At 42.8% G+C, this 17,522-nt stretch carries 16 protein-coding genes; 13 read left to right on the plus strand and 3 right to left on the minus strand.

The window, feature by feature from the left end:
- Positions 1–29: 29 nt before the first annotated feature.
- The 8 genes from AM228_RS10215 to AM228_RS10245 all read left to right on the plus strand — a co-directional run bounded on the left by AM228_RS10215 (position 30) and on the right by AM228_RS10245 (position 10,430).
- Positions 30–869 carry a hypothetical protein gene (locus AM228_RS10215; protein ID WP_054466012.1) on the plus strand — a complete coding sequence of 280 codons (840 nt, stop codon included), beginning with the start codon at positions 30–32 and terminating at the stop codon, positions 867–869.
- Between the two features lie 3 nt (positions 870–872).
- Positions 873–1,709, plus strand: a complete 837-nt coding sequence (locus AM228_RS10220) for an EH signature domain-containing protein (protein ID WP_054466013.1) — start codon at positions 873–875, stop codon at positions 1,707–1,709.
- A complete protein-coding gene (locus tag AM228_RS32320; RefSeq protein ID WP_156331680.1) occupies positions 1,706–2,221 on the plus strand; it encodes a hypothetical protein in 516 nt (171 codons plus the stop codon). The genes AM228_RS10220 and AM228_RS32320 overlap by 4 nt, the downstream gene beginning before the upstream one ends.
- Positions 2,222–2,655: 434 nt before the next feature.
- Positions 2,656–4,872, plus strand: coding sequence for an Hsp70 family protein (locus AM228_RS10225; protein ID WP_054466014.1), 2,217 nt, complete (start codon positions 2,656–2,658; stop codon positions 4,870–4,872).
- Positions 4,869–5,429 (plus strand): LysM peptidoglycan-binding domain-containing protein, encoded by a 561-nt coding sequence (locus AM228_RS10230; RefSeq protein WP_054466015.1) that lies wholly within the window; start codon positions 4,869–4,871, stop codon positions 5,427–5,429. The genes AM228_RS10225 and AM228_RS10230 overlap by 4 nt, the downstream gene beginning before the upstream one ends.
- Complete coding sequence (locus AM228_RS10235) at positions 5,426–8,203, plus strand: hypothetical protein (protein WP_054466016.1); 2,778 nt, start codon at positions 5,426–5,428, stop codon at positions 8,201–8,203. The genes AM228_RS10230 and AM228_RS10235 overlap by 4 nt, the downstream gene beginning before the upstream one ends.
- Before the next feature lie 10 nt (positions 8,204–8,213).
- Positions 8,214–9,683 carry a hypothetical protein gene (locus AM228_RS34150; protein WP_072160733.1) on the plus strand — a complete coding sequence of 490 codons (1,470 nt, stop codon included), beginning with the start codon at positions 8,214–8,216 and terminating at the stop codon, positions 9,681–9,683.
- Between the two features lie 276 nt (positions 9,684–9,959).
- The gene (locus AM228_RS10245) at positions 9,960–10,430 is read left to right on the plus strand and encodes a nucleotide exchange factor GrpE (RefSeq protein ID WP_054466017.1); all 471 of its coding nucleotides are present in this window, start codon (positions 9,960–9,962) and stop codon (positions 10,428–10,430) included.
- 14 nt (positions 10,431–10,444) lie between these two features.
- On the opposite strand, the gene AM228_RS32325 is transcribed toward AM228_RS10245, so the two are convergent.
- Complete coding sequence (locus tag AM228_RS32325; protein ID WP_156331681.1) at positions 10,445–10,618, minus strand: hypothetical protein; 174 nt, start codon at positions 10,616–10,618, stop codon at positions 10,445–10,447.
- A gap of 193 nt (positions 10,619–10,811) precedes the next feature.
- On the opposite strand from AM228_RS32325, the gene AM228_RS34155 reads away from it, so the two are divergent.
- The 5 genes from AM228_RS34155 (at position 10,812) to dxr (ending at position 15,015) form a co-directional block, all read left to right on the plus strand.
- Positions 10,812–11,009 (plus strand): hypothetical protein, encoded by a 198-nt coding sequence (locus AM228_RS34155; protein ID WP_054466018.1) that lies wholly within the window; start codon positions 10,812–10,814, stop codon positions 11,007–11,009.
- 21 nt (positions 11,010–11,030) lie between these two features.
- Positions 11,031–12,254: an ABC transporter permease gene (locus tag AM228_RS10255; RefSeq protein ID WP_054466019.1), complete on the plus strand. Its 1,224-nt coding sequence runs from the start codon at positions 11,031–11,033 to the stop codon at positions 12,252–12,254.
- Positions 12,255–12,335: 81 nt separating this feature from the next.
- Entirely contained in the window at positions 12,336–13,118 is a 783-nt protein-coding gene (locus AM228_RS10260; protein ID WP_082348827.1) for an ABC transporter ATP-binding protein, read from the plus strand.
- Positions 13,119–13,207: 89 nt separating this feature from the next.
- The gene (locus AM228_RS10265; RefSeq protein WP_054466020.1) at positions 13,208–13,624 is read left to right on the plus strand and encodes a secondary thiamine-phosphate synthase enzyme YjbQ; all 417 of its coding nucleotides are present in this window, start codon (positions 13,208–13,210) and stop codon (positions 13,622–13,624) included.
- A 194-nt stretch (positions 13,625–13,818) separates the two neighbouring features.
- Positions 13,819–15,015 (plus strand): 1-deoxy-D-xylulose-5-phosphate reductoisomerase, encoded by a 1,197-nt coding sequence (gene dxr / locus AM228_RS10270; protein ID WP_054466021.1) that lies wholly within the window; start codon positions 13,819–13,821, stop codon positions 15,013–15,015.
- 311 nt (positions 15,016–15,326) lie between these two features.
- Here dxr and AM228_RS32335 read toward each other — a convergent pair whose 3' ends face one another.
- Positions 15,327–15,608: a hypothetical protein gene (locus AM228_RS32335; protein WP_156331682.1), complete on the minus strand. Its 282-nt coding sequence runs from the start codon at positions 15,606–15,608 to the stop codon at positions 15,327–15,329.
- Positions 15,605–17,482, minus strand: a complete 1,878-nt coding sequence (locus tag AM228_RS10275) for a tetratricopeptide repeat protein (RefSeq protein WP_054466022.1) — start codon at positions 17,480–17,482, stop codon at positions 15,605–15,607. Before AM228_RS10275 ends, AM228_RS32335 begins: the two co-directional genes overlap by 4 nt.
- Positions 17,483–17,522: the final 40 nt, after the last annotated feature.

A 17,522-nucleotide genomic window follows, 5' to 3' on the forward strand; every position in this document is an offset into this window, starting at 1 on the left:
TAGCAATAATTTTTCAAATTGGTATTACTATGAATTTTCAATTTAGACCATTAGAATTGCCACCAATTCCCCAACCGAAAGCGCAAGAGTTAATTAATCTCGCAAACGGAAGAGGTGGAAGTGGCCCGATCGCACCTCCCGAACTTCCCCCAGGTGTGCCGAAATATCAGGCAACAATGCCGCGCAGTATCGATGATATTTTAGCGGATATTGAGAATGGAACAGGCGAAAAGGTGACAATTTTGGAGTGGGTTTATTTATTTTATGCCAAAGAAGATTGGGATAGGCAACAAGGAAGCGATCGGGCTAAATCAACCTCCACAGCTATTTGGCAATTTGCGAAATCTAACTCAGTGATTGCAGCGCAACTATTTTGGCGATTGGCAGTTTATTATAGCCAATACGACCCGAATCAAATAGACCGTCCCTACGAACCCAAACGACTAAAGAGTGAATCTTTTATCCAGTCCACAACTAAGGAGAATGGGGAAACTCTTGAGCATAGTAATAAGTATCGTAAGTACAGCGATCGATTCGGATTGCCGCAATCTTTAGTCGATTGCTTTAACGAGTTTGTTTCCGATTTAAAAGGAAATAAATCTTTGACGATAGAGATTATTTTGTCTTTTGTCGAATTAAAAGGACGAGAGACAATTATTTCCTTGTGTTTTGAAGAGTCAATCAAATCCAAAGAGTCAATTAAACCCAAAGACCTCTTAATAAAAGCGGGATTGCCTCCAGATATTTGTCCGATGGATGCCAGCTTATTTCGAGCAATGATTAGAGAATTTAACTCTAAAATCAGTGAGGAAAATGCTACAAATACCACCAATCAAAACCTGGCAAGTTTGCTGGTAAGTTGCCTATAAGACATGGCAAGTGAACCGCAACTGAATGGGGTTGATTATCTCCTAAAAAAAGTGCCTAAAGAAATTGCTGGACAGTTTCCAAATATGGTCAATTGGGTAAAACAGAACTACGGGAGCACCGCTCCTAATTCCCGATGGAATGAATTATCTCTAAAAGCAAAAATTGCTTTTCAAAATTGGATTGGAGCGTTGAACTATGGTTATTTCGTGAAATTAGTAAATCTCTTATTAGAGAAACTGACGATAAAAGATTGGGAGCAGAATCAGCTAGGACGTCGCCGCGATTTCTGGTCGAATTATAGCGATCGCTTTGAACGAATTCGGATTTTATTACCCCAGTCCTCCCAAAAAACCATAATCGGCAGTGAATTTGAGCACCAAAATATCAGCATTCTTGAGGAAGATGGCAGCGAACCCACTGAAGTTTGCATCTTTGATTTCGGAGATTGCTGCATTGTGGAATTCTTCCGAGGTTCTGGGAGTGAAACTCGCGTCTTCAATGTTCAAGATTATCCAAACATTAAAACTAAGCTATTTGAATCTCCCACCCTATCTTTAAAACGACTGCGCTGTCTAGGTGGAGAAGTTCACGACCACAAATATTTATGGCAAGCCTATTGTGAAGAATTACTCAGAAACCGAAATATCTATCCTAATGAAGGAACTGAATATTTTAAAGGTTTAAATTTAAAATATGGCCAATACAACCGCAAAACAGGACTGCCAAAACCTTCCCAAGACAAACAAGAAGCCAGAGAAATTGAATTAAAACGCTGGGAAAGAGAAATGGAAAAAATTCAAATAGCGGCTGATTTGTTTTGTCGTAATCTTTCAGGTTGAGAAACCGGGTTTCTTTTTGTCACTCCACAGTTAAAGGTAATATCCACCACAGAAACCCGGTTTCTTGGTTATCCCGCTTGGTTTCAGAAACCGGGTTTCTTTTTGTCACTCCACAGTTAACTATAATATCCACCACAGAAACCCGGTTTCTTTTCTTGGGGAAACCCGGTTTCTTAGTTATCCCCAGGATTCAGAAACCGGGTTTCTTTTTGTCCCTCCACAGTACAGGTAATATCCACCACAGAAACCCGGTTTCTTGGTTTTTGAGCAAAAGCGCGATCGCTTATTTTATGGGTTTCAGAAACCGGGTTTCTTTTTGTAACTCCACAGTAGGGGCGATTCGCGAATCGCCCCTACATATCCACAACAGAAACCCGGTTTCTTTTCTTGGGGATAAACCCGGTTGCTTTTCGGGGACGAGACGAAAAACCCCGTTTCTGGGCTGTTTCACGCTTAACGAAAAAAAATTTTGCCAAATTTGCGTAAAACTTCTCCGCCAAGGCGATAGGTAAGAAACCGGGTTTCTGCGTTAACTTTATGCCTCTCGCAGAACTTCGCGCTCAGACATCCGGTTTCTGAGCCCTATTTCAGGAGTCATGCCGATAGTCAATCTATATATGTGCGCGATTCTGCGACAGGGGATCGCGAACGCGAATCGCTTATTTCCATCTCTGGGAAACATGGATCCCTAATCGAGCAGTCATAGAAATCGGATTTTTAATCACAAGCTAAAAAGCATTAACTGTTAAAAATAAATCCGATTTATGCTTCTCTATAGCCCTATTTTAACGGGCTATTTTGCGCTGTAAATTTTGATAAAATAACCTAAAGCTTGTCAAAAAAATTAGTGAAAATACTGATTTATTAAATCACACAAACAGGTTTAATTAAAGGACAAGCAACCAACAACACACAACAAATAACCAAATTAGAGGAGTACAATTAAATGGGTAATGTAATTGGCATAGACCTGGGCACGACAAACTCCGTCGCAGCTTTGAAATTGGTTAATGTAGAAGTCGTCAAAAATGAAGAAAACAGTGGAAACGAGAACGCACTGACCCGCTCGGTTATTGCGTTCGACAAAGGTAAACTCGTGGTGGGTACGAAAGCCTACAATCAGCTACGCGATCAACCAGAAAACGTGATTATTTCCATCAAACGTTTGATGGGACGCGGATTTAACGACCCTACAGTGCAACAACAATTGTCTCGCTTTGGCTATAAAATTACCCAATCAACTCAGGGGACTGATAACAGTCTCTCGGTTTGGTTGGATGGTCGAGAGTATCAACCGGAAGATATCTCTGCTGAAATCCTCAAAAAGGTGGTGGAAAATGCCCAACTTCATCAAGAAGAGAAAGCCAATCAAAAAGGTAAAATAACTCACGCAGTTGTGACGATTCCGGCTTATTTTAATGACAAACAGCGTTACGCTACTCAAACTGCTGTCATGCGAGCGGGTTTAGGATTGCTGGAACTGCTACCCGAACCCACTGCCGCCGCCATTTCTTATGGATTTAAACCGGATTCTGATGATAGTAAAACTATGTTGGTTTATGATTTCGGTGGCGGCACATTCGACTCCTCTTTAATTACGGTTTCTGGCAATCAGTTTATCGAGTCTGGTAAAGCAGGCGATTTGTGGCTGGGGGGCGATGATATTGACCACAAGCTTTTTGAATTCGTTAAAGCTAAAGTAGCGCATGAAGAAAGGATCGAGAATATCGATGCTTTAATTGCTAAAATGCCCTATTACCATCGGGTTCGCTTTTTAGCAGATGTCAAATTTACTGTAGAGCAAGCAAAAATAGATTTAAGTACCAATGAGACAGCACGAATTATACCCGCGACTCCCCTCTTAGACGAATTGGGAATGGCAATTCCCATTGAGGTTGTAATCACTCGCCGGGAGTTGGAAGAAATGATTTTGCCATTGGTGGAACGCACGATCGCAATTTGCCAGGATACTCTGAAATATTCCGAATATCCCGTCGATCAAGTTGATATTGTTTTGCTGGTCGGGGGTTCTTCAAAAATTCCTTTAGTCCAACGCAAAGTCCGCGAAGCATTTGGTGCAGATAAAGTAGTGGTTCATCCAGACCCCATGTATGCGGTTGCACAAGGAGCCGCTATTGTCGCAGCAGGATTGCCAGATAAAGTTTCTACGGTTTCCCGCGATTACTTTATTGAATTGGCGAATGAACCGCGATATAAACTAATCAAACAAGGGGATATTCTGCCAGTCAATACAGCCCATACATTTCGCACTGAAGCCGAAGGACAACGATTGATTCACTTTAAATTTTCCAGTCCCGATCGCGTTAGTGAAGATATCGATCGCCTCAACCGGGACGAACGGATTGGGGAGATGTGGTTAGCACTGGACAAACCCTATCCACGGGGTACAGAAGTAGCGGTTACAGTAGAATTAGATGAGAAAAATAGTTCTCTGCAAATTACCGCAGCCCTGAAAAACAACCCTGCTGTTCGAGTTAGTTGTTCGTTTTCGCGGGGTGGGGTAGATGAAGAAATTGCCAGAGAAGTGGAGCGAACGATCGCTGAATTGAATCAAGCGGCTAACTTGACAGAAACAGGGGTGCAAACTGCTTATGAAATTGCCGGGGCAGCCATTTCTGCCTCTAACCAAATCCGAGGTCAAAATAATAAACCCCAAGCCGATCGCGTGGCAGTTGCCCAAGCTAAACTTCAGGAATTGAAAACATTTGCTTCAGAAGATCGGGATGTGGCTCAGTTCTTTGTGCGGGAATTTGAATTCCTCATGGAACATTGCTCTTTTATGCTTCCTGATGCTCAAAAACAACGGATTGAAAGTCTCACTAAACAACTCAAAGAGGCGATCGCTATTCATAATCTATCGGCAATGCAAAAACTCGCCGAAGATGCGGAACGGGAACTGAAAAATCTGCCGGAAGAAATCCAAAAGTTATTAATTGCCAAAGATGCGATCCAAAAAGCCCATTCTGTTGACCCAACTCGCGCTGGTTTCATGGCAGATAAATTGCACCGTCTGATTCATGCAATAGAGCATGAAAAGATTAATGAAGCTAATCGCCTTTGGAACGAACTGATTCCAGATATCCGCGAGTATGGATTGCGCGAATTTTCTGCTGCAAATATTGCCACGGGAATTACACGATGAAAACTTATCTCACTTGTCCGGTATGCGATCGCCCGAAAATCGAGGGAAATATCTGCCCTAATTGCGAAACTGATTTATCCCTAATTCGCACCCTCACAGAACTGCCAGAATTGCCTTCCGTAGCAACCAAATCAACAGCGATCGCGCCTTGGGTGCCAATTGGGGTCGCAATTCTCATCCTGTTGCTGGGGATAAGTTTAGGTGCAGCGGGAAATTCAGTTTATATGCAGCAAGGTGTGCAGCAAAATCAACCAGCAGTTGCAACTATTTCTCCGGCTTTAGAAACCGGAGTATCCCCGGAATTTCCCACACTTAATCCCACACAAACGCCAGTTGTCCCCTCGAAAAAATCCGACGGAGAATCCCTCCTTTGTGGCGGATTTTATTACAAAGTAAATCGTGGTGATTCTTTATCGCGCCTTGCGGAAAAGTTCTATGGAGATGGAAATTTATGGCCGCAAATTATGGCCGCGAATTCTCCCCTCACTGGTCGCGAAAATGCTTTGGCAATCGGTGAGATATTGCTTGTGCCTAATTTGGAGGTAAATTGTCCATGATTGTCGATCAATTCAATCGGGTAAGCAGTCTTTTATTAGGGGTGGACTTTGCTGAAGTTTTGCGCCAACTTTCCTATTCTAAATCCCTATTTCAAAAAGCTAAAACTCTCTCTAGACAAAAGCAGCTACCAGAGGCGATCGCCACCGCTGAAGAAATTCTCAATTTGTGGTATCCCATTGAGTCGGTTTCTGAACTTATCGTGCAAAAATTTACCGTAGCATCCCTGTTAGCGGAAGTTAAAGATAGTTTGAATATTTGGAAATATAGCTGGAAAACCCAAACAGAAAAAGCCGAACAATTGCTGAATTCAGCTAATGAAATTTTGGCGAAAGAAACGGGAACTTTACCGAGTATTACAGCCCTGTCTAAGGCACTGGATCTCTACCAAAAGTCTTATTCAAGCTATCCTGACGAGCGGGTGGCGATCGCTTGGAATCGATGCGAAAATCTCCTGGAATGGCGGCAGAAATATCAGTCACTCGTTGAGTCAGGGGAACAACTCGCAAAACAGTATTATTTTCACCAAGCAATTTCTCGATATCAAAAAGCGCAAGAACTGTTTCCCACCGATGAAGTAGAGGCAGCGATCGCGCAACTTAAGTCTCAGCTTGAAAAGGAGGAAATATTTGCAACAATTTGGCGTCAAACTTATCAGTTATCCTGTGAGGGAAAATTTCCAGAAGCGATCGCTCTCCTGGAAACCGGACTAGCTCAATTTCCCCGTTCTGATGGCCGCGATTTTTTATCAAAATTACAGAATATTGTCCGGGGAATCGAACAGTTTCATCATGGATGGAATCTAGAAAAAGCTGGGGATTTTGATCGGGCTTTACCCAGCTACGCATCCGCCGAAAAATTATTACCAGATATTCCAGAATGCGCCCTCAGAAAAGCATCAGTTGCCGTTAAACTTTACCAGTTCGACAAGGCACTTGCTACTCTAGAAAGAGTGACGGGCAATCAAGCGGCTTATCTTCGGGGATTTGCTCATGGGAAAAAACAGAATTGGCAGCAAGCTAATCGAGAATGGCAGTCTATTTCCGATCCGAGAGTTGAGCAACAACGCCAACTTTTGAAGATTTTGGTGGAACGCGATCGCACCCTCAGTTTACAGCAAATCGAGCAATCTGTTGATGCGGCAGATTTTGAATTAGCCAAATCAATCAGTCTTCAATTCATCAATAAATTTGGCAGCTATGAACTCGTCAAAACGAATCTAGAAGAGCATATCATCCCTCGGATAGATGGGGAAATTTGGCAAAATAAAAACTGGCAGCAAATAGCCGAAAATGCGGCACAAGTTTGGCGGGATAATGGCGATATTGTTGCCCTACATAATTGGGCGATCGCTACTTATTACTGCTGGCAAAATAACCCAAATAAATTGGCAGAATTTATGCCAGATTTTATTGTCACTTGGTCAACTGCGATCGCCAATCTTTCCCAAGACTCTTCTCTGAAAAATTTGCCTTGGTTGTCAAGTACAGCAGTTGACTTAAACGCAGTCACATCAGAACTGCAAAAAATCCTAGAAAATGCCGTTGACTCCCTCAGAGATCGAAACTTAAACGATTATTTGCGTCTGCGCGATCTTTATCGTCAGGAAATGGTAGCACTGCGTTTGATGGGAACTCCGGCAAATTCAGGAGCGAAAAAAAATAATTTGTACTTGACCCCTGGTTTTTGTTCGCGTTCTCAGATTGCCATAAATGAAATTGAAGTTTCCCAGAATAATGACCATAATTCTAACCATATATTGCGGGGACTTTATACCAGTTGGGGATTAGCGGTAGCTGCTTGTGTTGAAGGAGATATCGCTCGCGCTATTCAAATTAAACCGGCGATTAAACCCAACATAACTCCCGAATTTGTTGGCCAACAATTTGCTCAACAATTTGTATTGTACCATGAAGGTTGCTATTATCTTCAACAAAAACAATGGCGGCAGGCTATATCGTCGCTCAAACCAGCTATTGCAGCGATTAAAGCGAATCGAGAATGGAGTCAAGAAATAGACCGAATTTGCCAACAGCAGCGTCATGCTATTTCTGATTTTAAAGAACATCTAGATTTTGCCAAATCTTGGTATGAATTATTAGGCAGTCAACCAGCCAGAAGCTATTTAGCGGAATATCAAGCGGAGCAAATTCGCGAGCAATTAGTTGCGGAAAAAATTCAGGAATCCACGGCACTCCAAAAACTTGAGGAAATTAAGCGAATCGATCCTAAAAATCCGGTAGTGCTTGACCTCATCGATCGCGTTGAGATTACTCAAGATAATCGAAAAATCGATGCGCTGATCAAGGCAAATAAACTAGAAGAAGCCGTTCAACAAGCCAAGCGATCGCGCCATGATAAAATTCGCCATAATCTGACTGAATTTTTCGTCAAAATATTTGTTGAAGGATTTAAAAGTGGTGAATTAACCTTTGAGGATATTAGTAAATTGGGTAGTTGGATCTACGAACTTTGTCCCGAAGATCCGATAGTTCAAGAAATTTACAAACTGAGTAAAGAATTCAATAAAGTTCACGATTTAATGAAACGCGATCGCTTTGATGAAGCGGTGAACTATGCCAAGTATTCCGACTGCGATCCGCTTAAATCTTATTTGGCGGAATTCTTTATACTGCATCTGATTAAAGGGTCAAAATCTCAACAAATGCCTTATGATTTGATCCAGAAGTTTGGCCTATGGGCTTATGAACTTTGCCCGGATAAAGTTGAATATCAACAAATTTATCGTGAGTTAGGTATTCGTCGATTTTTTTAGGAGATTTTGAATGGAAAACAAACAGTGTTCTATGAATCCTTACGATATTCTCGGTGTTTCCCAAGCTGCATCAAAAGCAGAAATTACCAAAGCTATGGCGATCGCCATGAAGCGCAAGGAATATCCCCTTCAGGCGATCGCCGCAGCGCAAAAAAGTCTCCTAGACTCACAAAAACGCATCGTCGCCGATTATCTGCGTCCAATTTTACCACCGATTAAACGGTTCAAGCGAACAGATTTTTCTAGCATAGAGACTACTGCCCCAGAATTAAATTTACTGGCTGATTTTGACGCAACAGATTTGGATATTGAGCAGAAAGTCGCTAACTATATTAGAGACGATATGGATCCGAATTTGTCATCCCATTTCGCCGGAATAGATACAAGCTTAGAAGCCGGGGCAGAACTTCCCTCTAAAGAAGAATTATCCGTTAAATTCATTGGCGCTAGTTTAAGCAAACGCCCTAAAGTCATGCCCCAAAGTGAGCTAAAACCGGAATTTAAATTTAATGGTAGTCATCTGGTTTTAGATGGGATTAGATTTTTTGTCTGGCTATTTGTGTTTAGCCCGATTTTTTCTGGTTTTGTCTTAGCTGTTAACAGCGGAAATGAGTTAAAAACAGAGCGAAAACAAGCCCAAAAAATCGAATATTTAACCTCGCCTAAATCCCCAGAAGTTATACCGATACAGCAGATAGAAGAACTGCCTGAACCGCCGACTCCTGTAAGGCAAGAAAAACCGCGATCGCCACGAACGGAACCAGTGGTTAGACCTCAGTTATCCGATCGCTTAGAAAAACTACCTGAACCGCAGACTCCTGTAAGGCAAGAAAAACCGCGATCGCCACAAACGGAACCAGTGGTTAGACCACAATTCTCCGATCGCTATTATGCTAAGGGCTATCCCAAAAATACCTGTGGCGATCGAGACCCCGGTGGCACAAATGACTGGTATCCGGTTTATGTCAACTATAGCGAGGATAATTTAAATCGAGTTCGCAATTTTTACTGTAGAGATGCGATCGAAAAATGGAGAAAAACTGGCGAGTTATCGGTTCAAGTTGCCTCGTTTTTAAATCGATCTGATGCTGTAGAGTTGGCAAATATTCTCAAATTTGATTTGGGTAGTGGAGAAGTTGGCCAACCATCTAGCTATAATGCTGATGCTCCCTCAGTTCGGGCTAATGCCGCCGATATATTAAGCAACAATAGTGGTTCATTTCCTCTAAGTTCTTGTGGGGATAGTCATCCAGGGGGCATTAATTTGTGGTATCCTGTGAATGTGACTTATAGCGAAAGCAATCTAACATTTATTCAGAATAATTACTGTAGAGATGCCTTTGTCAAATATGTCGAAAATACTAACACAGATATGATTCAAGTAGCGTCATTTATGAATATCAATGATGCCAGAGAATTCGCCAATTTATTAAAAAGACAAGTCGGTAGCGCAGAAGTTGGCGAAAGTTCAAGTTATTAATCAATCACCAATGTCATTTGTGAATTGTCATTATAGACATCTCCAGAAAAAAATGTATTAATTTGTATTATTTTGTAGGGGCGAAGCTAATGGGCGACAATTTGACGGTAAAATTAGAGATATGCCTATCCCTTATGCTTCGCCCTAGCCCAATCAGGCAGCCATAATTTATTTTTTGGAGATGTCATTATGTCAGTAGGGGCAAATAATACGCAAATAATATGCAAAAAATACCCACGCCCCTACAAATAACCAATAACCAATAACCTATAACCCATGACCAATCTAACCTTTAATGCCGAACTGCGAGACCAACTTGTCAACGAATTGGGAAACCTGCAAAAAGAACGAGTCGGACTCCAACAAGAATTACGGGAACAAAAGTCACAATCAATAGCCGCTAAAGAGGAACTGTTTTTAGAGATATTTGATGTTTTTGATGCTGTGGAATTTTTACTCGATTATATGGATCAGCATTCTGAACTTTCTCCTCAATTTATTCAGCGTTTGCCTAAGTCTCTCTCAATTGTGCAAAAGAAATTGCTGGGGGTACTTCAGCGCCGTCAAGTTGAACTTTTAGAACTGGAAGGAACTAAACCTGATTTCGATTTTTGCCGAGTAGTGGAACGAGAAGTGCGATCGGATGTTGAGGATCAAACGATTACTAAAATTGTGCGTCGGGGATTTCGTCATGGGGATAAAATTCTGCGACCGATCGAAGTGATTACTTCTAAAAAAGAATCATAATCAGCCGATTACTATCAGAAACCGGGTTTTTTTTTCTTACTTATCTCGCTTGGTTTCAGAAACCGGGTTTCTTTTTGTAACTCCACAGTTAACGATAATATCCACCACAGAAACCCGGTTTCTTTATCTGGGGACAAATGCGATCGCTTATTGGGTTTCAGAAACCGGGTTTCTTTCTGTAACTCCACAGTTAACGATAATATCCACCACAGAAACCCGGTTTCTTTTTCTTAGTTATCCCCAGGATTCAGAAACCGGGTTTCTTCCTGTAACTCCACAGTAGGGACGTTCTCGCATTCGCCCCTACATATCCACCATAGAAACCCGGTTTCTTAGCCACATTTAGTGCTAATCTTAAAGTAACGCTTAGGAAACAATACTATGAACATCACAATTCCCCATGACATCTTTCAAATTACCGGAATGTCAGAAGCCGAATTACAGGAGCAAATCGCCGTTATGCTTTACAATCCAGAAAAATTAACCCTATTTATCCCGAACAACCAACAACCCCCCCAACTTCAAAGGGGGGCAAGCAAAGAATCCCTACCCAAAGAATCCCTACCCAACAATAAATAACCAACAATAAATAACAAATCAATGTCCGTAGATATTTTTGAACAAATTAAAACAGCCACGCAAACTCTGGGGGCAAATAAAGTCCGCACCAGCCTAACAATGCTGGGAATTATTATCGGCAATGCGGCGGTAATTGCCACGATTGGGGTGGGTTCAGCGGCTAAAGTTTATGTGCGGGAGCAAATTCAATCTCTGGGGACGAATCTGCTGTTTATTCAGTCTGGAAGTCGCGGGAGTCGAAGATTAAATGTGGGGTCAACCCAAAAATTAGTGTTGTCTGATGCAGAGGCGATCGCCTCTCAGGTGTCGTTAGTTCAGGCAGTTTCGGCAGAGTTAAATAGTTCGGAGACTATTCGCTATGGGAATAAAAATTTTTCGGCGTTAATTTTTGGGACGATTCCCGATTTTATCCAGGTGAGAAATTACCAGGTGGCGAAAGGTCGGTTTATTACAGATTTAGATTTGAAACGAAATAATCAAGTGGTGGCGATCGGGTCTGATGTGGCTAAAGCATTGTTTGGCGACCAAGACCCGATCGGCCAAAAAGTTCGCATCAAAAATGTTAGCTTGGAAGTGATTGGGGTGATGGAATCTAAAGGCACTTCTTTGGGTACTAATTATGATGAAACCGCGATCGTGCCGATTACTACAATGGCTAACCAAATTGTTGGCCGTCGTTCCCCTTATGGACTGCCGGTTTCTTTTATTTTTGCAGCGGTTAAAAATGAACAAAGCATGGCTATAGCACAGTTTCAAATCGAAAACTTGTTGCGGCTGCGTCACAAAATTACCGATGAAGATGATTTTACCGTGCGTAATCAACAAGATATGTTAAATCGATTGCAAGCGATTAGTGGGGCATTGACGCTTTTTTTGGGGGCGGTTGCTAGTATTTCTCTGCTGGTCGCAGGTATTGGCATTATGAATATTATGTTGGTGTCGGTGACAGACCGCACTCAAGAGATTGGTTTACGCAAGGCGATCGGCGCGTCTCCGCGAGATATTTTGATTCAGTTTATGATTGAATCGGTGATTCTGTCGGTGATGGGCGGTGCGATCGGTACAGGAGTCGCCGTTAGTGGGATTTTGTTGGTGGGTTATTTTACGCCCTTTTCCCCAGGGGTTTCTATAGGCGCGATCGCCTTAGCTACAGGAGTTTCTGGGGCGATCGGCTTATTTTTCGGCGTTGTACCTGCCCAACAAGCGGCAAAACTCGATCCCATTGTTGCCTTAAGAACAGCTTAACTATCAAAGTAACCATCAATGGGAACAATCGAAATCATCTACAAAATCATCTACTATAAAAATATAAAATCAAAGTAAGCCATGAATCAACTATCAAGTCAAACAAGTCAAACAGGTCAAACAAATCAAACCACCTCACTGCTAGATCCAGAAAAAAAACAGGCGATCGTTTCTCTGGAAAATATTTTTAAACTCTATGGCAGTGGCAACACCGAAGTCAAAGCCCTGAATGGCGTCAGTCTCACCGTTGAATTGGGGGAATATTGCTCAATTATGGGGGCATCGGGGTCCGGTAAATCTACTGCCATGAATATCATCGGCTGTTTAGATCGTCCCACCAGTGGTTTATATTATTTAGACGGGGTAAATGTGGCCAATTTACCAGAGGCAGATTTGGCGACAATTAGAAATCGGAAACTGGGATTTGTGTTTCAGCAATTTCATTTGTTACCCCAAATGACGGCCTTAGAAAATGTTATGTTACCGATGGTTTATGCGGGGGTGGGCAATCGAGAACGTCGAGAAAGGGCTGAAGAAGCTTTAATGCGAGTAGGTTTACAAAATCGGATGAATAATAAACCTAACCAACTTTCTGGAGGACAACAACAACGGGTGGCGATCGCCCGGGCGATCGTGAATCGTCCCGTGCTCTTATTAGCGGATGAACCTACGGGGGCTTTAGATTCTCATACTACTCAGGAAGTGATTAATATTTTTTCTGAACTGAATCAGAGTGGGATGACGATTGTGATGGTGACTCACGAACCAGAAGTTGCTCGCTGTACGCGCAGAATTGTTTGGTTTCGCGATGGCGAAATTATTCACTCCCATTTAACTCCTGATGATTTACATCAAGCATTGTAAACATCAGCTAATTCCTAGTAATTCCTGAAATTATATCAATATATTCCGCTTTTTGTCAACTATCTAGCGAGATAATTCCTCACAGCACCATGATTCATCATCAACATTTACTCAAAGTTAAGACTACTGGCAAATCTTTGATTAAAATTACCCCAAAAATTCAGTCAATTGTTGCCGAATCTGGGGTAAAAACAGGCTTATGTAGTTTATTTTTACGCCACACTTCCGCCAGTTTAATTATTCAAGAAAATGCTGATCCTGATGTTTTGCGGGACTTGGAAAATTTTTTGGCGGATTTAGTTCCAGAAAATCGCAATTATTTTCACAGTACCGAAGGCCCTGATGATATGCCAGCCCATATTCGCACGGTTTTAACTCACAGTTCTGAACAAATTCCGGTTAATCAAGGTTATTTAGTCTTGGGGACTTGGCAAGGAATTTATGTTTGGGAACATCGATCGCAAGGGTCAGTAAGAGATTTAGTGGTTCATATTTCGGGAGAATAGACCTCTGTCTATTCTCCTTGGGCTGGTTGGTGGTGAGCGATCGCACCCTGATGGTTGCCAACTCATCGCCAACCCAACTCATAGCAAACGCTGCCAGGAAATTACGCTGCCAGGAAATTGCGCTGCCAGGAAATTGCGATCGCGAGGGCGCCGGAAAATTTTATAGTAGGTTTGTTGTTGATTGTTAACAAATCGTGAAAGCTATTACACTTTTAGGATCCACCGGCTCGATTGGCACTCAAACTTTGGATATTGTGGCGCAACATCCCGATAAATTTCGGTTGGTGGGCATTGCCGCAGGGCGGAATGTGGGCTTGTTGGCGCGGCAAATTGAGCAGTTTCGCCCGGAAATTGCGGCAATTTCCGATGAGTCTTTGTTGCCAGAGTTGCGCGAGGCGATCGCCCATGTTGACCCCCAGCCGATTTTAACCGCAGGGGCAGAAGGGATTAAAACCGTGGCTGCTTACGGGGATGCGGAAGCGGTGGTGACGGGGATTGTCGGTTGCGCGGGGTTACTGCCAACAATTGCGGCGATCGAAGCGGGGAAAGATATTGCTTTGGCGAATAAAGAAACCCTGATTGCTGGTGGGCCGGTGGTGAATCCTTTGGTAGAAAAATATGGGGTAAAATTGCTGCCTGCGGATTCGGAACATTCGGCAATTTTTCAATGTTTGCAAGGGGTGCTGGATGGGGGTTTGCGGCGGATTATTCTTACTGCATCTGGGGGGGCTTTTCGGGATTGGCCGGTGGAAAAATTAGCCTCGGTGAAAGTGGCTGATGCTTTAAAACATCCTAACTGGTCAATGGGGCGAAAAATTACCGTTGATTCTGCTACTTTGATGAATAAAGGTTTAGAGGTAATTGAGGCGCATTATCTGTTTGGGATGGATTACGATGATATTGATATTGTGATTCATCCTCAGAGTATTATTCATTCATTAATTGAGTTGCAAGATACGTCGGTTTTGGCTCAATTGGGTTGGCCGGATATGCGGTTGCCGTTGCTTTATGCTTTGTCTTGGCCAGAGCGAATTTATACGGATTGGCAACGGTTAGATTTAGTTAAAGCCGGTGATTTAACTTTCCGGGAACCTGACCATGATAAGTATCCTTGTATGGAATTAGCTTATGCGGCAGGTCGCGCAGGCGGTTCGATGACGGCGGTTTTAAATGCGGCCAATGAGCAAGCGGTGGCGCTATTTTTAGATGAGAAAATTGCGTTTTTAGATATTCCCCGTGTAATTGAAAAAACCTGCGATCGCCACCAAGGGAATAACTGCCAAAATCCATCTTTAGATGATATTTTAGCAGCAGATAGTTGGGCGCGTCAAGCAGTTTTGGAAGCAAGTCAGGATTTAAATAAGGGCGATCGGATTTTATCCTTGCGTTAAATAAGAAACCGGGTTTCTTACAGCGGTTTTCTCAGTAGAAAACCACATCCGGCGGGGGTTTTCTACCCCCGCCTCATAGCGCAAGTCGGATAAATCCGACTAATCATGCTTTTATAGTTATTTCCATTCCAGCAAGATTAATACAATTATGTAGGGGCGGTTCGCGAACCGCCCCTACTAACGCCGCGAAATTTAATTAATGTTTTATTTTTATTTTAAATAACTATAGTGATGAGAATTTCAGTCGGTTTTAACCGACTTGCGCTATTAGCCAGGGAATTTATTCCCTGGCGGTTAATGTGGATAGTTTATTAATCTAAAAACCACTGTAAGACAGAAACCCGGTTTCTTAGATTTCTTCTTTGTCGCCCAGAAACCGGGTTTCTCTTCAGGATATCAAAGTTAACGGTGGAATTCCAAGAAGAAACCCGGTTTCTTAGGTTTCTTCTTTGTCGCCCAGAAACCGGGTTTCTATTCAGGATATCAAAGTTAACGGTGGAATTCCAAGAAGAAACCCGGTTTCTTAGATTTCTTCTTTGTAGCCCAGAAACCGGGTTTCTCTTCAGGATATCAAAGTTAACGGTGGAATTCAAATAAGAAACCCGGTTTCTCTCCAGTCCCGTTCAATCCGTTCTAAATCCTTCATCGCCCCTAATTTTTCATAGAGTTGATGGGATTTTTCGTAATGCTTTTGGGCAATTTCCTCGTTGCCTCGCTGACGCCATAATTTAGCTAAGTCAAAATTAGTTTCGGCAATATGCCAGGTCATTTTCAGGTTTTCCATATCGGCTAAAGCTTCGGTTAAATATTGTTCCGCCGTATCGAGATTACCTTTGCCCAGTTCGTTTTCTCCTAAGCTTGCCCAAGTTTCTGCCATACCAGCGCGATCGCCCAATTCGGTTCTCAGATCCAAAGATTGCCGATAGAGTTTCTCCGCTTCATCCCATTTGCCGCGATTTCGGGCGATATCTCCCAAGACTCCCCAACTCGAAGCCATCCCAGGGCGATCGCCCAACTCGGTTCTCAAATTCAAAGCTTTCCGATAGAGTTCCTCCGCTTTATCCCAATTGCCGCGATATCGGGCGATATCTCCCAATTGTCCCCAACTCCAAGCCATCCCAGCGCGATCGCCCAACTCGGTTCTCAAATCCAAACATTGCTGATAGAGTTTCTCCGCTTTATCCCAATTGCCTCGACATTTTTCGATATATCCCAAGCTTGCCCGACTCGAAGCTATCCCAGCGCGATCGTCCAATTCGGTCATCACTTCCAAGTATTGCTGATAGAGTTTCTCCGCTTCATCCCATTTGCCGCGACTTTCGGCGATATATCCCAAGAGTATCCAACTCGAAGCCATCCCAGCGCGATCGTCCAATTCGGTTTCTATTTCCAAAGATTGCCGAAAGTGTTTCTCCGCTTCATCCCATTTGCCGCGATATCGGGCGATATCTCCCAAGAGTCGTAATGATGCAGCAATACCGCTTTTATTATTATGCTCTCTTGCGCTATCTAAGGATTTACCAAAATATTTTTCGGCTTTATCCCAGTTACCCGTCTCTCGGTATATGATTCCAATTGATTGCAGACAAATTCGTTTATTTGTGTCATCTGTAATATATGGCAAAATTTGTTCGCATAGGTTTTTTAATAAACTCCAATATCCCCAAGGTTCGAGATATTTCTCTATTTTTCCCATCAATAAACTAGAGGCTTCATCATAATTCCCCAACTGAAAAGCAAAATACTGGGCTTCTAAAAGTGGGCGCAAATCTTCCAGAGTTTTGGGATTTTCGACTGTTTTCCCAGTGCAGTAAAACTTATAAACCCGTTCCATCAGTTGCGGCAACTCTGCCTGATATGCCGTTTGCAGATATTCCACAATCAAACGATGCAGGTCATAAAACCATTCACACCGTTCCTTATCATAGCGACTCTGCACCAAAGAACTATTCACCAAATGCCGGACAATTTCCGCAGTTTCTTTCAGTTCTGCTTTGGTAAATTTTCCTGGTTTTTCTAACTTTACTGCTGTTCCAAAGCGATCGTCTTTTTCCTTGTCATCGGTATAAAGGCGCAAAAACGTTAATCCTGGGATATCAATCCCCGTCCGCAACACGCACATTTGCCGCAACAAATCCCGTGCTGCCTCACTTTGCCGCATCAGTTGCGCTTGTAGAATCGGTTCTGCCTCCTCTGCCACCAGTTCGGGATGTTGTCGCAAATACCCCGGACTTTCTAAACCAATCGCCGCTAATTGAGCTAATAAAAATGTATTGCCTTTGACTCGTTCCGCAATCCATTGCTGGTCTGCTTCACTATCGGCAGACCCACGCAGCCGCAAAATTTCCACCCCAGCTTCATCGCTAACCCCCACCAAAGTCAGCAACTCGACCAATTTCGGGTCAGGGTTCCCAGTCCGCGCACGGGGGTCAGCCAAATCTACCGGAAATTCCCGACTGGTGAGCATAATCGTTGAGCGATGATTGCCATAGACAAAGCGATTGAGC

It is taken from the genome of Planktothricoides sp. SR001 (assembly GCF_001276715.1).
Classification (GTDB): domain Bacteria; phylum Cyanobacteriota; class Cyanobacteriia; order Cyanobacteriales; family Laspinemataceae; genus Planktothricoides; species Planktothricoides raciborskii.